Here is an 18,164-nt window from a genome sequence, read left to right on the forward strand (position 1 = left end):
CCGGGCTGGTCACCGACGCGCTCAAGGCTGCGGCGGCGGCCCGGGGCGCCGACGGCCTGCGCGGAGCAACCTTCCACAGCGACAACGGGGCGCAAGGCGAGTACACCTCGCGGCGGTTCAAGCGGGCCTGCCGCAGACTCGGCGTCGTCCAGTCCATGGGCCGGGTCGGATCTTGCTTTGACAATGCCGTGAGCGAGGCGTTCAACAGCGTGCTGAAGGTCGAGTACGTCCACCGGCACAGCTTCCGTACCCGCCGAGGCCCGGATCAGGATCGCCACCTGGATCACCGACTTCTACAACACCAGGCGGCTACACAGCGTATGCGGGTTCAAGAGCCCGATCGACTACGAACGAGACTACCGAGCCACCCTCGCCGAGGGACTGGCCGCATAGATCGTCTCCACGCTGCGAGGGGATTGACAGACCTGAACTTCCCCCATGCCGCGCAGGCCATACAGATCGTGCGGCGCCGCCGCATCATCTCCCCTGGCAAGGTGACCCTCGAGCGCGTCTACGTCGTCACCGACCTCACGGCCGAACAGGCAGACGCCATCGAAATCGCGCGCCGCGTCCGCAGGCACTGGGACATCGAAATCCAGCTCCACCACGTACGCGACACCGCCTGGACTGAAGACGCCTCCCGCGTACGCACCGGCACCGCCCCTCGGGCCATGGCCAGCCTGCGCAACCTCGCCATCGGAGCCCTCCGCCTCACCGGACCACCAGCATCGCCGCCGGCCTCCGCCACCACGCGCGCAACGCCACCCGCACCCTGGCCACCCTCGGAATCACGTGATCAAACCGGACAACGCTCACTGAACGACGCTGCCCAGGGGCCCTGCGCGCCGATTCGCTGACAACGAACGCCCTGATCAGACAGCTCAGCTGACGTCGAGCGGCGTGTGCCGCACGGCGAGGCTGGCTCAAATCGTGGATCGCACCCGCAGTTTTGAACGCGTTCAACTGTTTTGGTCTAGGCTCGCCCCGAGAGGAGGGAGGGGGAGCCGATGAAGATCGTGATTCCTGGTGGGACCGGACAGGTCGGCGCGGTCCTGAAGCGCGCACTCGACGCTGCCGGCCACGAGGTCGTGATTCTCACCAGACGTCCCAGGCGCAAGGGCGAGGTCCAATGGGACGGTAAGACCCTGGGGCCATGGACGGCGGCGGTGGACGGCAGTGATGTCGTGATCAATCTGGCCGGACGCACTGTGAGTTGCCGATACACGGCAGCCAACCTGCAGGAGATGATGGACTCTCGGGTCGACTCCACCCGAGTCGTGGGCGCCGCGATCGCGGGCGCTGCCCGACCGCCCCGGGTATGGCTGCAGATGAGCACCGCCACGGTGTACGCGCACCGCTTCGACGCCCCCAACGACGAGGCCACCGGTGTGATCGGCGGCACCGAACCGGGCGTGCCGGACTACTGGGCGTACAGCGTCGAGATCGCCAAGGCCTGGGAGCAGGCTCAGCAACAGGCCGAAACGCTGGCCACACGCAAGGTTGCCCTGCGCTCGGCCATGGTGATGAGCCCGGACCCCGGCGGGGTCTTCGCCGTCCTGCTGGGACTGGCCCGCCTGGGTCTCGGCGGCCCAGTCGCCGGCGGAGAGCAGTACGTGTCGTGGACCCACGAACACGACTTTGTGCGCGCGGTGAAGTTCCTGATCGACCGGGAGGACATCGCAGGTCCGGTGAACCTGGCGGCTCCCCATCCCCTGCCGCAGCGCGCATTCATGCGCACCCTGCGCTCCGCGTGGGGTGTACCGGTGGGCCTCCCTGCGGCCAAGTGGATGGCCGAGGTCGGCGCGTTCGCTCTGCGTTCCGACACCGAACTGCTGCTGAAGAGCCGCCGCGTCGTCCCGGGCCGACTGGTCCAGGCAGGCTTCGACTTTCAGTACCCCAAGTGGCCGCAGGCTGCCGACGAGCTGGTGCGTCGGGTGCGCAAACGGGTCAGGGGCGGTTCCGCGGCACGCTGGTGAACGGATCTGGGACGCTGGCCGCCCCGTCGGGCCCTGGCCAGCCTGTGCAACCTCGTCATCGGAGCTTTTCTCCTGGCCGAATGCACCAGCCACCACGCGTGCAGCGCCACCCTCCCCTGGCCAGCCTCGGCATCAGGTGATCAAACTGGACAGACCCACTGAACGACGCCGCCCTGCTCTGGTCACCAACCAGGTCCGCGCCTACGACCTGCTGCGGATGTTCGGCCGCGAGGGCCACCCCACCCCGCTGGGGCCGGTGTTCGCCGAGTGCGGGCGCATCGCCAAGGAGATCCGCGTGAACCTGCTCGACCGGCTCCAAGAAGCCAAGGAACAAGGCTGGCTTGGTGAGGTCGCCGCGATCGAGGTCAGTCTCGCCGCCGCCGAGCAGAAACTCGCCGCCATGATCCCGAACATCACGCCCCGGGTGAGGTCCCCGACGAGCTTCGCGCCGATCAGGCGCACGCTCGTACGGGTCATCCGGTCCTGCTCCATGTCCACACGCCCCTTGGGCCGGCGGCCCGCACGTACGCCGGGCAGCGTCGGTTGCACCGCTTCCTGCACGCCGCCGTCTACCCCACCTTGGCGGCATCTGCCGCGACGCCGGCATCAGCCCCTCTGCCCTGACCCCGCAGATCCAGCACCTGGAACAAGATCTCCAAGGACAACTGCTGATCCGCGGTCAGTGCGGGCAGCGGATGCGGCTCACCAACTTCGGTGAGAAAGTCCTGGCCGCTGGCTCGCCGTATGCCGACCAACTCGGCGCCTCTGACGCCCAGGGGGGCCGGAACGAGGGCCGTGACAGGCGCTCGGTGACGGGCGTGTGAGCGGCAGGAAGACGGGCTACCCTCTCCGCTCACGAAATCGCAAAACCGATCGAACGTCATGAGCATGACGTGCTACCGTCCGAGACGGCCCGCGATCTTCACGCGAAATTCTCAGAATCTGCGGACGGTGCGGGTTCGGCAACCGGGCTGCCCAGTCGCCTGATCAGGTCTCCGGCGGACGTTCGGTGCGCCGGGCAGGGGAGGGACGCTTTGAAGCTCATCCCACTACGCTCGAAGACCGCCGCGGGGGCATTCGCCGTCACCGTGGCGGCCCTGATCTCTACCGCTACACCCGCGCAGGCGGCCACCTTCAACGTCAGTGACAACTGCAACGTTCCGTGGATCACCTGCTCGGAGGGCGATTTGTGGCTGTTCTACAACTCGAAGGACATTGCCATCCAGAATGGCCACTACATGTCGGCGTTCACGACGTTCTACGGCAACGTGTCCGACCACTGGGGTACGAGCCAGTACCAGGGATCGACGCTGTCCACGTACCGGTACGTCTTCGGCAGCGGCGGCAATGGCAACGGCCAGTACATGAAGAACAATGCGGCGTCCGTGCAGAACTGTGCTCCGGACGACAACTACCGCGTGTACTACAACTCCGGCTACGGCGGCACCTCTCAGTACTTCGCGAAGAACGGATCCTTCGGAGACTGCAACATCACCAACCTGATCTCCGCCCTGAAGAACAACAACGCGTCCTCCCACTTCGCCTGAGAAGGGACCCCGTGAAGCACATCAAGCGGGCCGCCACGTCCGTAGCCCTGGCCGCTTCGGCTCTCCTGGTCAGTGCCTGTTCCTCCGGCACGACCCCGGACACCACGAAGAACGCGGCCGACGGCAAACCGATCGTGAACAAGGAAAACTGGCCCAAGAAGATCCCCACCAGCGGCCTGACCAAGAACCTGAGCCTTCCGCTGGAGGCGTACATGGCTTCCTACGAGGACCAGGTCACCGTGGAGCAGGCCGCCAACGATCTTCAGCAGTCCTGTATGAAGGACTATGGCATCGACCTGACGCTGCCGCGAGCGGGCGCCAACCCGCCTCCCAGTGACAACGACGCCAACATCGAACGCCGTTATGGCATCACCGACCGGGCCGAGGCCGAGAAGTACGGCTACGAGCTCCCCCCGGCGCTGCGGGAGCACACCACGCAGACCATGCGTGATCTGTCCGGTGTCGAGGTCGAGGTCCTGACCGGCCACACCAAGCCCGAGCCGCCCAAGGCCCCCAACGCGGGTGACCCGGTCGCCGTGCCCGGCCAGGGCACCAAGCCCGCTCGGGCGGAGTACGACGGAAAGAAGCTGAAGACGGGCGGCTGCATCGGCTGGTCCAAGGATCAACTCGGTGTGAAGGAAGCCGACCCGACCTTCGTGGCGCAGCTCGCCGGGGACAGCCTGGTGCAGTCGATGAAGGACGGCGAGGTCATCAAGGCCATCGCCGCGTGGTCTTCGTGCATGGGCAGCAAGGGACACACGGGACTTGCCGATCCGTACAAGGCGATGGACCAGGGTGTCACCAACGATGGGGAGCCGTCGCAGGACTCGATCGCTTTGGCGGTCGACGACATCGACTGCAAGGCGCAGACAGATCTGGTGAACATCTGGTTCGGTGTGGAGACTGCGATCCAGAACAAGCAGATCGCCGACAACAAGAGTCAGCTGACCGGCATCGAGGAGCAGCACGGCAAGGAAATCGCTGCCGCGCGCACGCAGATGGCGGCTTCCGCCCAGTGAAGGCTGGTGTGGTGGTGCCCGGACAGGGGCTGGTCCGGGCACTGTGCATGATGGCGGCATGCGTGCTGGCCGCCGGGTGTACGGACGGCGCCGCTGACAAGGCCCCAGCGTCGCAGCGGCCGGCGACTCCGAGCGCGGAGCAGAGCAGTCCGCAAGTGCGCCCATCGCCTGTGCCTTCGGTGCACTCCGAAGGCCGTACGCGCGTTCTGGAGTACGGGGACCTGACAGTGCGTGCCACACCGGAAAGCAACGGCGTGCGTACCGAGATCGAGGTAGCCAATACCTACCAGCGGGATGCGACGTACTCGGTCCAGATCAGCATCGCTGACGGTGCGGGTTGGACCGCGTACAACCGGTTCTGGCTTCAGGGCGTCCCTCCGGGAAAAACCGGGCGGGATGATGCGCTGATCGGCTCCAAAGACATGGGTCCAGTTCCGCAGATACCGAAGATCTACGTCGATGAGTTCACTCCCATCGTCGACCGGAAGTAGGAACGGGAGGGCTTTTTCCGTGCGTATAGGGGGTCTTGGCACCAAATCCATAAAAGAACAACGAGATCGGGGAACAGCAAAGTGAACATGCTCAAGTGCACCGCCATCGCCCTTCCGGCGGCCGCGGCCATCTCCCTGGGGACAGCGACGTTCGACGCCCCGCGCTGTTGGCGAAACGCCCAACCGGGGTTCTCCGGTCGAGCGTTCTGCGTGGGCGAGCCGGCCGCTGACTGCTGACCGCCTGACGCGGCGTGCGGCGCCCTAGCCCGGCGCGCGGCGCCGTTCATCCCAACTCTCAAGTGAAACGGGAAATAGGGGATTTCTGTCTTGAGACCCAGAAGAAAACTTCACAGACCTCTGATCGTCATAGCGGCGTGCACCGCGTTAGGCGGTGGCCTGCTGAGCACGGTCCCCGCGTTCGGCATGCCGGGCGGCGACTCCGACTCGAATTCCAAGTCCGGCCACAACCTGTGGTCGGACACGTCCTCGTCCAAGGACTCCGCGTCCTCGTCGTCCTCCGGCCGGATCAAGGACCCGGGCAAGAAGCTCGGCAAGGGGTGGAACATTTCGCAGGACCGGGCGGTGACGGCCGCCGCGGACGCGGACGGCCTGCACATCCTGGTCGCCGACTCGAAGAGGGCGTACGCGTGGAAGACCGCAGCGATCCTCGCGGAGCCGGATATGCCGGCCGATTCCTGGATCGGCAACCAGTGTCTGATGGACCGTGACCACGCGGCCGTCGTCTACGCGCCGCGCACGTTCACGAACAAGCCCGACCTGTTCCAGGGCGGTGCATTCACGGCGATCGTCAACACCTCCACGGGCTTGGTGACCAAGCTCGGGTTCACTGCGTCGCTCGCGTACTTCGACCCCACGTGCAACTCCTCCGCACACACGGCGGCGTTCACCAGTTACAGGGACATGAACGATCCGGCCAGGACGAAGACCCGCGTGGTCACGGTGAACACGGCCGGAAAGCAGCTGACCCAGGCGTCGGTGAAGGGCGAGGTCACCTCGGCCGCGCCGGTCACCGGCGGTGCCGTCGGCGCGCTCGGCCGCAACCTGGTCCGCCTGACCGACACGGGCGAGAGCAAGACCGGCAAGACGAAAAAGGTGACGTCTGCCGACGCGGTCGCCTTCGACATCCGGCCGCTGGACGCGGGCGGCATGAAGATCGCCTTCGTCGAGCGCGGTACGAAGAAGCACACGGCAAAGGTTTGGCGCGGCCACGGCAAGGTGGACACGGTGGCCTCCGGCAAGCCCGGCGCGCTCGACTTGGCCGCCGGCGGGCCCGGCAAGGCGTATCTGACGGGCAAGGCGTCTGGTGCCGTGCACACCGAGGGCACGGGCATCACCCGGCTCGATGTGCCCGCCGGCGCCGACGTGTCCACGCAGGGCCGGTTCGCCGTCGACCCGGTCCTCGCCCCCGGCATGAAGGCCGGTCTCGACCGCATCCAGAAGGCCGGACGCGGCTTCACCAAGGCCAAGCAGGCCAAGGCGGCGCCGGAATCGGACGCGTCGGCCGTGTCGCCGAAGACGCTGGCGAAGACGGCGCCGACCACCATCACCGCCATCGCCACCACCACGGGCACCGAGGTGACACAGAAGGTGGCGCCGCGGGCGGCCGCTGGCACCGAGAAGTCCTCACCTGCCCTGGCCAAGAGCACCAAGCCGGTCACGGAGAGGGCGCCGGAGGGGCAGCACTCCCAGATGGAGCGCACGACGCTCGCCACCGCCACGACAGCCACCGACCCGGCACACGACCCGACCGACCCGGACCGCTGGTGCTCGATCTCCCGCAACGACGTCAACGCACAGGCGCTGCAGCCGACGCCGAACCAGGTCGAGTGGGCCGTGGACATGGCGGTACGCGGAAATCTGACCTCCGGCTACATCCGGCAGGGCGGCTACCGCGACCAGGCCGGCCTGGGGACGGTAGACCCGCAGGGCCTCTTCCCGAAGCCGAAGCTGAACGGCGCCGCCGACGCCAGGATCCCGGTCAACGTCATGCTCGGCATCCTGGCGCAGGAGTCGAACCTGTGGCAGGCCGAGTCCGGCGCGGTCCCGGGTCAGATGGGCAGCCCGCTGGCAGCGGTGGACGGCTACTACGGCCACCAGACCGGCGGCACAGTCGCCGACTTCTGGAAGATCCACTGGGATAAGTCCGACTGCGGCTACGGCGTGGGCCAGGTCACCGACGGCATGCGGATGGCCGGGCACGAGAAGGACAACGAGACCTCGCTGTCCCCACAGAAGCAGAAGATCGTCGCCGTCGACTACGCCAGCAACATCGCCGCGTCGATGAAGATCCTCGCCGACAAGTGGAACGAGGTGCACACCGCTGGCCAGATGGTCACCGTCAACAACGACGACCCGGCCAGGGTGGAGAACTGGTTCACCGCCGCCTGGAACTACAACCTCGGCTTCAACGCTCCCGGCGCCCCCGGCACCCCGTGGGGCCTCGGCTGGTACAACAACCCGGCCAACCCGGTGTACAAGAACGACAAGCCGTTCATGGACACGACGGTCGACCCGGACGCCAACCACGACGCGGCGCACCCGCAGGACTGGCCGTACGAGGAGAAGGTGATGGGCTGGGCCGCCTGGTCCATCGACACCGGCTTCTCCTACGCCACCTCGGGCCGCCAGGACTGGGCGGGCGAGTCCGGCTTCTCCTCGGCGGGCTTCCGCCCCGCCTGGTGGATCAACGACATCCAGCGCTCCCTGGTCTCCCCACCCAAGAGCACCTTCTGCAACATCCACAACGGCTGCGACCCGGCCAACCCGCCGCACTGCCCGGACGCCGCCTGTTACTCGCAGTACTGGTGGAACCAGTCGAACGCGACCTGGAAGGATGACTGCGCCACCACCTGCGGCAACGAGAACATCAAGTACCAGACGCTGATCTCCGAGCCGGGCCGCGGCTACCGTCTCAAGAACGGCACCCCCGTGTGCAGCGGCGCCCCGTCCGGCTCCACCGTCGTCGCCTCCGTTCCCAACGGCACTCCAACCTGGAGCGACTGCGGCGCGGCACAGTCCGACGGCACCTTCCGCTTCACGTTCTACGCGGACTCCGACCAGCACTACCAGGCCAAGGCGGACCTCCACCAGATCGGCGGCGGCTACGGCGGCCACTTCTGGTACACGCACACCCGCAACGACGCCCACCTGGGCGGCACGACCTCCGGCCCGATGACGATCCGCGGCACGTGGATCCCCAACGGCACCTTCGACCTCGCCAAGGTGTACGTGCACGTACCGGACACCGGGGCGCAGACGAAGCAGGCCCATTACAGCGTCTCCGGCCTGGCGGGCGGCACCCGTGATGTGGTCGTCGACCAGGACGGCAACAACAACAAGTGGGTCTCGCTCGGCGCGTACAAGTTCACCGGCACACCCAGCGTGACCCTGGTGAACTACGCCGACGGCGGGACCGCGGACCAGGACGTCGCCTACGGCGCCGTCGCCTTCCAGCCGGTGCAGGGCACGTACGTCTCGGACACCGTCGAGGCGGACGCGTTCTTCGACGAGGACCAGAACATCGACGTCCGGCCCGAGTCGAGCATCTTCGACACCCCGATGAAGTCGCGTCAGGTCCTGCACGACTGGGCGCTGGACGTCTCGGGGAAGATCATCGCCCTGCCGACCTGTGTCGACACGGCGGGCTCCCCGACCTGCGCCAAGCCGGAGACCAAGGCCGCCGCCGAGCGGTGGCACGACGAGGCGACGAAGGCGGGCACGAGCACCACCGATCACCCCGACGGCTCCAGCGTCCCCGCCTGGATGCACTTCGCCAACCCGTACACCAAGCGGCCCACCTCCGACAGCAGGCCGGACGGGTTCGGCACGGACGACGGCGCGTACAAGATGAACAACAAGGCCACCGTGTCGTACGTGAAGACGACCGACGGGAAGATCATCCAGGGCAGCGAGAGCGTGTCCTACGACGACCGCACCGCCGACACGCATATCCCGGACTTCATACGGGAGTTCCTCGCCGCGATCCAGACGGACTACGGCACCACGCCGCCGGACCTGGACTACACCACGACGAACCTGAACATCCACGACGGAAGGACGACCACCACCACGACCAACAGCGATGGCATCCTGCCCGGAGCCGCGTACAAATCGATCGGCGTGAAGCCTGTGATCACCGACAACAACGACAACGTGGTCACGGACGCCAGCGGCACATGTGTCGCGGTGATGCACACCGCGGGCGGCTCGATCGGCTATCGCAGCGCCCTGGCGAACAAAGCGCTCACCGACAGCGTGCAGGACTGGGTGAACCGGGTCTCAAGTGACACCGGCTCGTCCGACAATCCCATGGCACTGATGTCCCAGGAGATCCGGAACCTGTTCTTCAAGCCGGGCCTCACCGGGTCGATCTTCGGCCAGGCCCCGCCGATCTGGCAGGAACTGGACTTCAAGAGCTGCGCCGACGGAACCATCAAGCAGGTCAGCGGCGCCCCGATCCTGCGCTCCAGCTATATGCCGAGCCAGTACCTGTACCGCAACGGCAAGGCCGTCGACCTCAGCGGTGCCTATACTGGGTCCAGCGCCCCTGCTACGACTGGGGACTTCTACCACTTCAGTGGCATGAGCACGCCGCCGAACCGGGAGAACCCCTACACGGACTGCGCGATGGACAGCGGACACGCCGGGAACCCGTGGGACATAACAGTCCTGTCGGACGTAGGTACCGACCCGTCGACCGCCCACTTCTGCGGAGCACCGGCGAAGGCCCCCGACCCCGAATACACCCGATAACGCGCGCCTGACGCACCGTAGGGCCGGGCCCCGACTCGGGGCCCGGCTCCGGGGGCGACAGCGAGGAGAGGAACACGCTGTGTGGATAGGAGCCTTCCTGGTGGGGATCGCGGCTCTGGCGGCGCCTGTGGTCCCCTGGTTCCTGTTCTTGTCCCACCGGATCCTGGGCGCCGTCGCCGCCGGCGTGTTTGCGGCGGTGTTCTTGGCATGGGCATGGCAGTTCGAAGGTGCCAGAACGGGCATCGTCATCACGGCGTTGTCCGCGCTGATCAGGATCATTGTCGAGGTGGCAGGAGTCTTCGAACCGGGGCGCGCGAAATACGCCGAAGGAAAGAAGTGACCGGACTCTCGGCTTTCTGAACACGGCGCACTTGCAGTGAGGTGGCTCCCATCACCGGGGCCCCCTTCTTTTGTGAGAGAAGAGCGAGGTTTCCACCATGGCCGCCGCGGCACTGCCCCGGCCTCATGCGCGGCCAGGACACCGGCCCGCAGGACGCGCCGCACTTCACCTTCACCGTCGCGGGCAGCGATCCCGGAGAAGCCGACCCCGGCACGGTGCTCGACCTCGCGGCCCCTCCCACGAGGACCTGCGGCTGGCTGACCCCAGCCGGTGGGGGTCGAGACGGCACCGGACATGAGGACGGCGTCCGCGCTCATCGGCACGCGCATCGAGCAGTGCGCCCCGTGCCTGGAGTCCCTCACGGCGAAGCTCCTCGACGAGGACCCGATCGTCCTCGCGGTGACCGCCGAGTCCGTCTACAGCCTGCACCCAGCTCGCGAGTGGCCGAGCGCGGCAGGCATCGCCGGCAAGTCCACCCAGATCTTCTTCCTCCTTGTCCAGCACGTCCGTTACATCGGGGACGACGCCCGGACGCTGCTGGCCGGGGTCGAGAGGATGACCCGCACCGACCGCGCGGCGCTACTGGACGATGCGCTGGGCCTGTGGACGATCTACGGGCCCAAGTACCCCGGTCTGCCCCCTTCTCTACGAGGGCCTGCGCGCCCGCCGGGCCCGTCTGCACCGTCTGATCGACGCGAGCCCCCTCGTTGACGCCGGCCTGATCGACGCCTCCCGTGTCCGGGACGCCCTCACCGCCGCCACGGCGGGAGTGGGCCGTGCCCCGCTTCCGGCCCTGGAAGCGTTCCTGATCACGTCGTGGTGGCTGGCACGTCAGCCCGCACCCGCCGCCACAACCGGGAGCGTCCGGTGATGCGGGTCCCGCCCGGCGTGTGCCGGGCCGGCCTCGGCGGCGGCGCCGTTGCCGTCCTCTGCACGGCCAGCAGCACCTGGCAGTGGATGAACACCGCCACCGAACGCATCTGGCAGGCAGCCCTGGACGGCACGCAGTCCGCCCTGGCCACCGTGCTGCGCGACGAAGGCATGCCCGGCGACGCCGACGCCATCGTGGCCCGCACCGTCGACGACCTCATCCAGCGCGGACTGCTCACCACCGACGGCCCGGGCTCCGCAACGATCCCCGAGCAGGTCACCCGCTCCGTGGTGGGCGTCTGGCCGTCGCATGCATACGACCAGAACCGGAATTGCCTGCGCTCTCTACTGGTGACTGGGGCTGCGCAGTATTCGCATTGCACTACGAGTCCAGAGCTGCCGAGTCGAAGCCACTCCTGCACGATCACGCGGTGGTGTCGATCCGCGCCCGGCGGCCGGACGACAAGGGCACGTGGGGCAACCTGTCGGCGGACTCGCTGATGGCCCACATAGTCGCCGCCGACACCCTCTACCTCCTGTACTTCATGGAGGAGGTGTCCGCCCGGCTCGGGTGGGCGTGGGAGCCGCGCGAGGTGACGCCCGGCCGCCGGCCGGTCATGGAGATCGCAGTTCTCTGTCAAGTTCTACGTGTTGAGTTTCTTCGTCATCGTGCGGGTGGCCGAGGCTGGGTCGGAAGGACGTGGATGTTGGTCGGCCGTTCGGCCAACTGGAGCCGGAGCTGGCGGTTCTCCATGGTGATCTGGTGCAGGGCGGCGACCAGTGCTGCGTTGTCGGTCTTGAGCTGTTCGAGTTCCTGGAGCGCCTGCGCTCGGAGCTCCTTGGCCTTCACCAGCTGTCGGCGGAGCCGTTTCTCGTTGTCGGGCATCTCGCCGCGCGCGCGGACCTTGGCGTAGAACTCGTTCTTCAGATCGAGGTGCCATTGGGTGAGGGCGTTGCGCGGGACGCCGGCCTCTGCGGCGAGAGCGACGATGGTCAGCGCTCCGTTGGACCGCTCAGGGACGCCGGTGAGGATGCGGTCCATGGCCGCGTGGATGCGGTCGCGTTCGTCTGGTGCGGTGCTCATGCGGGCGTCTCCGAGAGGGTGATCCGTTCGCGGTAGTGCTCTTCGGCGAAGTGCCGCAGTTTGGTGGCGTGGGCCTGGAGCCGTTCGGCCAAGGGCTGGGGGAGGGGTTCGCTGGTGGCCTGCCTGTCGAGTTCGTCGGCCTTGGCGAGGAGCTGGCGGGCGTGGTTGTCGGTGCGGGCGATGTTCGCGCAGGTCGGTTCACAGCGGTCGAGTCGCGGAGTGGTCTGGCGCGCTCGGAGCTGGCAAAGAGCCTTGTCCGGGTTATAGACGCAGGTCAGGAAGGCGTGTGGGTTGTCGTGGACGGCCAGGGCGGGGTTGGCCATGAGTTTGCGGGCCTGGCGTGCGGTGAAGACGATGCCCTCGAAGGCTGGGGCTTGTCCGGCGGCGGTGATGGCTCGTCGTGCGGCAGGGCCGGAGATGCCGCCTCCGGTGGCCCGTTGGGCTGCGATGGACGCGAGGGTGTCTGCGGTTGCCCGGGCGGTCTCGATGTCGAGCAGGTCGTGGATGCCGTCGCGGCTTCGGGAGGCGTAGCTGGCGCTGAGCGAAGTGCGCATGTGGCCGTACTGAATTGCCAGGGCGACCAGACCTCCAGGGCGGCGGGCGATGTGCCAGGCCAGGGTGCGGCGGAACCGCATCGTGCCGATCGCGCCGTGCGGGTCCGGGGGGATCACTTCGTGGGGGCGGCCCAGGCGTCGTGCGGTCTGGGAGGCCCAGTCTGCGAAGCTCTCCACGCGTTCACGCATGCCAGTGGAGTTGAGGGCCACCTCGGTGCCCTGGCCGCCGTCGAACTGGTGGAACCGGCTGCCGAACAGGAGCTCTCCGTCCGGGACGATCCGCTCCAGGACTCGGATGGCAGCGACGACCGGGGCGATGGCGACCCAGGGAATCTCGCGCAGCTCTCCGTTGGAGAGGTGGTTTCCGTCCTCGTCGATGGCGGTCTTGTAGACGTGTCCGTGGATCACGTGCCTCTGGGTGGTGTCGTCCGGGTCGGGGCAGCAGCCCGCCCGAAGACCGAGGACCTCACCGGGACGTATTCCGGTCAAGTATGACAAAACGACGAAACAGGCGGTGACCAGGTGCCGCATGAGCCACGGCGCCTCGTCATAGTCGATGGACGGCGCCCACTTCACTCCGTCGATCGTGCCGTTGACCGGGGCGGGCAACGGGCATCCACCAGGGTGGGCGGCCAGATACTCCCTCCAGCGGCGCCGCTTGTGCAGGGCAGCGTTGACCTGGCCCAGCGATGCGCCGGTCATGCCGGCGATGTAGAGGGCGGCCGTGCGTGGCTGGCCGTTGGCGATGGTCGTGGGCATGGGGCGGCCCTGGTCAGACAGGTCGGTGAGGTAGGTGTTGAGCCGGGCCCGGCCTTCTTCAGTCCGCGTGGCCGTCTTAGCAGTTGCCCTGAGGCGCCGGTTCTCGGCCCAGGCCGCCAGGATGTCGTCGGCGAATGCGTCGACGACTCGTAGCGCCCAGATCAGCAGCGGGCCCATCGTCTTCGTGCTGATCGCTTCGGTGAAGTTCTCGCCGCGGCTGGACGCCGCGGGCAGGAAGTCGTCGACCCCCTCGCGTTCCCAGGGAGGTTTCGGGATGTTCAGGGGAAACGAACTGACCTGGTCGAGCATCCACAATCGGGTAAGTCCGCCCAGCTTGGTGCAGACAGCATTGCGGCGGGCTCTCGGCTTCCGGGCCAACGAGACGGCGTACTCGCGAAAGTGCTCGTCGGTGCACTGCGTGAGGCTTGTGACCCCGCGCTGGTGCAGCCAGACCGCGAACCATCGCCATTGCAGGACGCCTCGGTAGGCCGCGACGGCGGATATGCGGGTGCGTGTGGCGGGATGCCTGCCCTCCAGCAGGACGGGCGGGAGATCCGTGTTGATCAACAGCCAGGCGAGGTAGCGGAACTCCTCGCGCATCAAGGCGGGGAACGGCCTCCAGAGGATGCGGCTCCGCTGGGCACTTGGGTTGGCGTTGACCGGGTCCAAGGACCAGGCGTCGTCCGCATAGAGGGAGACAGGGCCGGTGTAGCCGTCGGTGATCAGGTCCTTGCGGATGACCGGCGTGCCCGCGGCCGGGATCGCGTGGGAGAGCGAGGCGGTCAGCGTGCTCACGTGTCGAAATGTCCTTTTAGGAGGTCGTTGATGATCTGCCGGTCCAGCTCGCTGATCTGCTGTTGTGCCTGTCTCCAGAGCGCGTCTCCGAGGCGTTGCCGCAAGTCCTCCAGCCGGGCATGCGCGTCGTACCAATCTGCCTGCCAGGTGGCTGGATCAAGGATGCTGCGCAGGCTCTCAAGCGAGGTCTGCAGATAGGCCAGTCGAGGATGGTGGACAGGGGTGATCCGGGCGTTCGGGCAGGCGGTGCAGAGCAAGAACGACGCTCCGCAGCCCGAGCCCGCAGGCGTGAAGACACTGTGCTCGAAGTCCGTGCAGGAAGCCGTGGCCTTCTCCCGGTCTCCGGCCTGCGGGGTGTCCGCCAACAAGGCGCGCAACACTGTCTTCTGGGCCGTCTCGACAGCCTCCTGGATGCCTGCCTCGATGACCTTGGCGGCGGCCTCCTGGGCCTGGGGCTCAGGCATGACGTAGACACTGTCGTGGGTGGCCTGGCTGTTCTGACCGGGCTCGCGGCGGTGCACCACGTTCACCGTCCTGCGGCTTCGCCGCATCACCGCCTTGGGCAACCCCTCGTGCTTCGCCCAGAGGCCAACCGCAGCCGTGCTGGTGCCCAGCCCGAAGAGGCCGACACGGATCAGTTCGCCAACCGCGTTCACGCTGGTGGTCGGGGTGCTGCCGCCCCTCCAGACCAGCAGCCGGTCGACGTCTGGAGCGTGCTCGGCGATGTAGGCGCGGGCCAGCGCGGTGACCGCGAGCACATCTGTGATCAGCCGCCCGGCTGAGTCCGCCCCGTGATCGGTGACGTTCCGTGACTCGAAGTGGTGACCGGCGGGGCGTCGACGCTTCTCCAGTTCCAACCGGTAGACGCGAACGCCGCTCTTCTCCCCGGAGTCCGGGACCGCCCGGGGGACAGTCAGCTCGGAGAGGGTGGTGGCGTTGAACCCGAACTCCGTGACCAGCAGCACCCCGAGCGCAGCCGTCTCCGTCCGCGTCGGGAACAGCCGCATCCAGGTGTGTTCCGGGCTTCCGCCGCCCAGCAGCTTCGTGTAGGGGACCGTGACCTGGCCATACTCATACCGGGGGACGTCACCGGTTCGTGCCAGCAGGTCCAGGGCCCGACCGATTTCCCAGTCCCGGCTTGCCCGGGGGAAGTCGCCGTTGAGCCAGGCCTCCAGGTGCTCGGTGTTCTCCCGGATCCGCAGCAGCGCGGTGCGGAGCGTCCGCCGGGCCGCGGCCTTGACGGCTTGGAACTCGTTCCGCTCCAAGGCTCTTTCCAGGGACTTCGGCACCGGCAGACGACGGGCCATCACTGTCCTCACCTCGAGCGGCAGGCGGCTGTCCTCTCGCAGCAGAAGCTGCGTGGTCATGATCTGCTTGTAGCCGGTCTCCGTCCGGACGGTGCGGCTCAGCCGCCATGCCGACCACATGCCGGCCGTCAGGTCCGGGACGTCCGTCGGCGGGGTGTCCAAGGCGGACAGGAACGCGGCCAGCTCATTCAGGTGTCGCCAGGCATTTTCGCTCGTCGTCAAAGACTCCCAGGCGCCGCTGGTGCACCGGGCCGCGAAGAGAACGGCCAGCGAGCGCTGCAGCTGCGGCGGCGCCGGAAGCCGGCCGAAGTCGTAGGAGCGTGTGCTGCCCTGCTTGGTCGTGTGGCAGACCACCAGGTCGCTAACGGCGTCGCCCAGCGCGGCGGGACGGCGGAACGAGGCTGAGGGAAGGGCAGCCTTGCGGCCCCGGCCGCTCACGCCGGCACGAGCTTTGCGTCGATGTCCTGGATGCCCTCGCTCTCCTCGGCGATCCGGGCAAGCAGAGACGTCACCCGGTCCGCGGACCTTTCCTCCGCGCCGACCTCCACGGGCTCCGGTTCCGTCAACAGCGACCGCAGCTGAAGGTCCGACACCGGCGCGAGATAAATCTCCCGCGTTGTCTCCATCCGGGCATGCCCGAGCAGGTCCTGGACCATCCGCCACGGGTCTCCGTAGAGCAGCCGGAAGTCCCTCCTCTCCTCCGGCGTCAGGCCCATGCGCAGGTCGACGACGTGGTGCAGGACCACGAGCATGTAGAGAGCGAAGGAGTGACGAGCCATGTGAGGGGTGCAGAACGGGGGCTCGGCCACGACGCCGTCCAGAACAGTGGCGCACCGCTGTGACGCCGTGCGGAACACGTTCTCCCACGACTGCGGACGGAACGGCAGCCCGGACTCATTCAGCCACAGCCACAGCGGTTCCGGGCCGTTCGGCCCCTCGGTGAACAGCGTCATCCGCTCGGCCACGTCCGCATCGGACAACGGTGTCCGCCCCTCGACCCCGTTCTGGTCCCGCCAGATCAGGATCCTCTTGCGCAAGCCCGTCACCTTGGTCACCAGCCGCATCTGCGGCAAGCGTTCGTAGCGGCCCTTGGCCTGGGCCCGGCGGATCGCGGCCGCCCGTGACGACTCCATGTAGCCCTCGACCTCGCCCACCACCGGCGCCGAGACGTAGAAGGTTCGGGCCCGTCTCGACTTCGTCACCGCTGGCGCCAGGCGGCCCGGGTAGTAGCGGGCACCGCCCAGCCGCGTGCGCGGCAGCTCCAAGGTCAACAGCGACGCCGCCTCGGTAAGGCGTTTCCCCGACGACAGGAGCAGATTCGCGAAGGCCACGTTGCGGTCCTCCAGCCGGCCCACCCAGCCCTCCGCTGGCAGCCCCTGAGCCGTGTGGCCACGCAGCCCCACGTCCACCCACAGACGGAACGTCCGAGGTGTCAGCCAGTGGACATCGCTGGTCCTGGCGTCCTTCGCCCGCTCCTCCGGAACATGGATCACCTCGCCCGCTCGGGTCGTCACCGTACGCATCTCCACCGGATTGCACGGGACGTACCCACGCCGGTCGGCCCAGGCGTACAGGCGGAGGAGCGCGGCCAGCCCCCGGTTCCAGCGTGCCCCTCCGACCCTTCCGGGGTTCCCGGAGGCTCGAGTCCGCCAGTACTCGAAGTCCTTCAGATCGTCTGCCGTGGCCTCGTTCCAGACCCTGCCGCGATTCCACAGAAAGTCGAAGAACAAGCAGTAGTCGTCTGTGTAGTTCCGCTTGGTCTCCGGCGCGAGCTTCGCGAAGCCCGACCGGCACAGGTACAGGCTCAGCAGCTCGTCGATCCGGTAGTCCGGCGACAGCAAGATGGGATCCCCGGGGTGGATCCCGAGCTGGTCCTCCCGCTCTGCCAAGTCCCCCAGCCCCGCCAGAACCGGTACTCGATCCGTCGGTACCGTCCGGCGCTCCGGTACCCAAAACACCCGCCACCCCACGCTGACTTCCTGTCTCTCGTGCCCCTTCAACACGCTGATCCAACAGGGAATCGCGGGGATCGACCAGCGACTCATCGGCTGGCAGTCGACCCGCCGCCAGCAGATCGAGGACGCGCTGCCCGTCCTCACGGCCAAGTACGAAGAGAAGCACGGGCACGCGCCAGGGGAGCGGGCCGCCTACGCGCTGGCCTGCCAGGCCGCCGACCAGACGCGCCCGCCCAAGCGCACGGAGCTGCTGTCGCTGACCGAACTGCGCAAGCGATGGCGTACCTCAGCGATCCGGGCCTACGGCGTGGACGCCGTCGACCGGCTGGCGGAGCGGGCACAGGCGGCGGCCGCGGCGGTGTGGGCGCGGGTGCGGCCGGTGGTCGACATCGCGCTGGCGGCCGTCGACGTCGTCGCCGTCGTGTACGTGATGCGCGGCGCGTTCAAGCGCCACCACCTGCTCGCCGAAGCCCGCCGCCACCTCTCCTACACCCTGCGCGGCCGGCCCCACCAGGCGGGCCTGGACGACCAGATCGTGCAGACGGCCGTCGACGACTACACCCGCCCCGTCGGGCGCGGCCTGAAGATGACCGCCGACCTGCGCGCCCTGTACCCGCGCGACAACGAGGACCAGGCCGTGCTGCGCCCGCTGACCCGCAACCGCTCCGCACCCCCGTGCGGGCGGGGCGGGCGT

The 18,164-nt window shown here is 67.8% G+C and carries 13 protein-coding genes and 3 pseudogenes; 11 read left to right on the forward strand and 5 right to left on the reverse strand.

Translation table 11 applies throughout. From position 1 onward, the window contains the following. Both ACWEKM_RS41440 and ACWEKM_RS41445 read left to right on the forward strand, forming a co-directional pair. Positions 1 to 857, forward strand: a pseudogene (locus tag ACWEKM_RS41440) (hypothetical protein); the annotation flags it as partial. Positions 858 to 1,007: 150 nt separating this feature from the next. Beyond that, positions 1,008 to 1,976, forward strand: a complete 969-nt coding sequence (locus ACWEKM_RS41445) for a TIGR01777 family oxidoreductase (RefSeq protein WP_451626471.1) — start codon at positions 1,008 to 1,010, stop codon at positions 1,974 to 1,976. A 201-nt stretch (positions 1,977 to 2,177) separates the two neighbouring features. Here the strand turns inward: ACWEKM_RS41445 and ACWEKM_RS41450 are convergent, their stop codons facing one another. Next, positions 2,178 to 2,537 (reverse strand): hypothetical protein, encoded by a 360-nt coding sequence (locus ACWEKM_RS41450; protein ID WP_451626483.1) that lies wholly within the window; start codon positions 2,535 to 2,537, stop codon positions 2,178 to 2,180. Positions 2,538 to 2,581: 44 nt separating this feature from the next. On the opposite strand from ACWEKM_RS41450, the gene ACWEKM_RS41455 reads away from it, so the two are divergent. The 8 genes and pseudogenes from ACWEKM_RS41455 to ACWEKM_RS41490 form a co-directional block, all read left to right on the forward strand. Continuing rightward, positions 2,582 to 2,800 carry a LysR family transcriptional regulator gene (locus tag ACWEKM_RS41455; protein ID WP_451626482.1) on the forward strand — a complete coding sequence of 73 codons (219 nt, stop codon included), beginning with the start codon at positions 2,582 to 2,584 and terminating at the stop codon, positions 2,798 to 2,800. A gap of 210 nt (positions 2,801 to 3,010) precedes the next feature. Next, complete coding sequence (locus tag ACWEKM_RS41460; protein ID WP_451626472.1) at positions 3,011 to 3,523, forward strand: hypothetical protein; 513 nt, start codon at positions 3,011 to 3,013, stop codon at positions 3,521 to 3,523. Between the two features lie 11 nt (positions 3,524 to 3,534). Further along, positions 3,535 to 4,542, forward strand: a complete 1,008-nt coding sequence (locus tag ACWEKM_RS41465; RefSeq protein ID WP_451626473.1) for a hypothetical protein — start codon at positions 3,535 to 3,537, stop codon at positions 4,540 to 4,542. Positions 4,543 to 4,796: 254 nt separating this feature from the next. Then, positions 4,797 to 5,033, forward strand: coding sequence for a hypothetical protein (locus tag ACWEKM_RS41470; RefSeq protein ID WP_451626474.1), 237 nt, complete (start codon positions 4,797 to 4,799; stop codon positions 5,031 to 5,033). Between the two features lie 423 nt (positions 5,034 to 5,456). Further along, the gene (locus ACWEKM_RS41475; RefSeq protein ID WP_451626475.1) at positions 5,457 to 9,806 is read left to right on the forward strand and encodes a golvesin C-terminal-like domain-containing protein; all 4,350 of its coding nucleotides are present in this window, start codon (positions 5,457 to 5,459) and stop codon (positions 9,804 to 9,806) included. Positions 9,807 to 9,906: 100 nt separating this feature from the next. After that, positions 9,907 to 10,146 (forward strand): hypothetical protein, encoded by a 240-nt coding sequence (locus tag ACWEKM_RS41480; protein ID WP_451626476.1) that lies wholly within the window; start codon positions 9,907 to 9,909, stop codon positions 10,144 to 10,146. A 294-nt stretch (positions 10,147 to 10,440) separates the two neighbouring features. Continuing rightward, on the forward strand, positions 10,441 to 10,857 hold the full coding sequence (locus ACWEKM_RS41485) for a hypothetical protein (RefSeq protein WP_451626477.1): 417 nt from the start codon (positions 10,441 to 10,443) through the stop codon (positions 10,855 to 10,857). Positions 10,858 to 11,381: 524 nt separating this feature from the next. Continuing rightward, a pseudogene (locus ACWEKM_RS41490) lies at positions 11,382 to 11,663 on the forward strand (relaxase domain-containing protein); the annotation flags it as partial. A gap of 17 nt (positions 11,664 to 11,680) precedes the next feature. Here the strand turns inward: ACWEKM_RS41490 and ACWEKM_RS41495 are convergent. From ACWEKM_RS41495 to ACWEKM_RS41510, 4 genes are read right to left on the reverse strand one after another with little or no spacing between them, the layout of a single operon-like run. Next, positions 11,681 to 12,100 carry a hypothetical protein gene (locus ACWEKM_RS41495; protein WP_451626478.1) on the reverse strand — a complete coding sequence of 140 codons (420 nt, stop codon included), beginning with the start codon at positions 12,098 to 12,100 and terminating at the stop codon, positions 11,681 to 11,683. Next, complete coding sequence (locus ACWEKM_RS41500) at positions 12,097 to 14,208, reverse strand: integrase (RefSeq protein ID WP_451626479.1); 2,112 nt, start codon at positions 14,206 to 14,208, stop codon at positions 12,097 to 12,099. The genes ACWEKM_RS41495 and ACWEKM_RS41500 overlap by 4 nt, the downstream gene beginning before the upstream one ends. Beyond that, positions 14,205 to 15,953: a hypothetical protein gene (locus ACWEKM_RS41505; RefSeq protein ID WP_451626480.1), complete on the reverse strand. Its 1,749-nt coding sequence runs from the start codon at positions 15,951 to 15,953 to the stop codon at positions 14,205 to 14,207. Before ACWEKM_RS41505 ends, ACWEKM_RS41500 begins: the two co-directional genes overlap by 4 nt. Beyond that, the gene (locus tag ACWEKM_RS41510; protein WP_451626481.1) at positions 15,950 to 17,356 is read right to left on the reverse strand and encodes a site-specific integrase; all 1,407 of its coding nucleotides are present in this window, start codon (positions 17,354 to 17,356) and stop codon (positions 15,950 to 15,952) included. Before ACWEKM_RS41510 ends, ACWEKM_RS41505 begins: the two co-directional genes overlap by 4 nt. Positions 17,357 to 17,534: 178 nt before the next feature. On the opposite strand from ACWEKM_RS41510, the pseudogene ACWEKM_RS41515 reads away from it, so the two are divergent. Next, a pseudogene (locus ACWEKM_RS41515) lies at positions 17,535 to 18,164 on the forward strand (relaxase domain-containing protein); the annotation flags it as partial.

This window comes from Streptomyces sp. NPDC004752 (assembly GCF_053601275.1).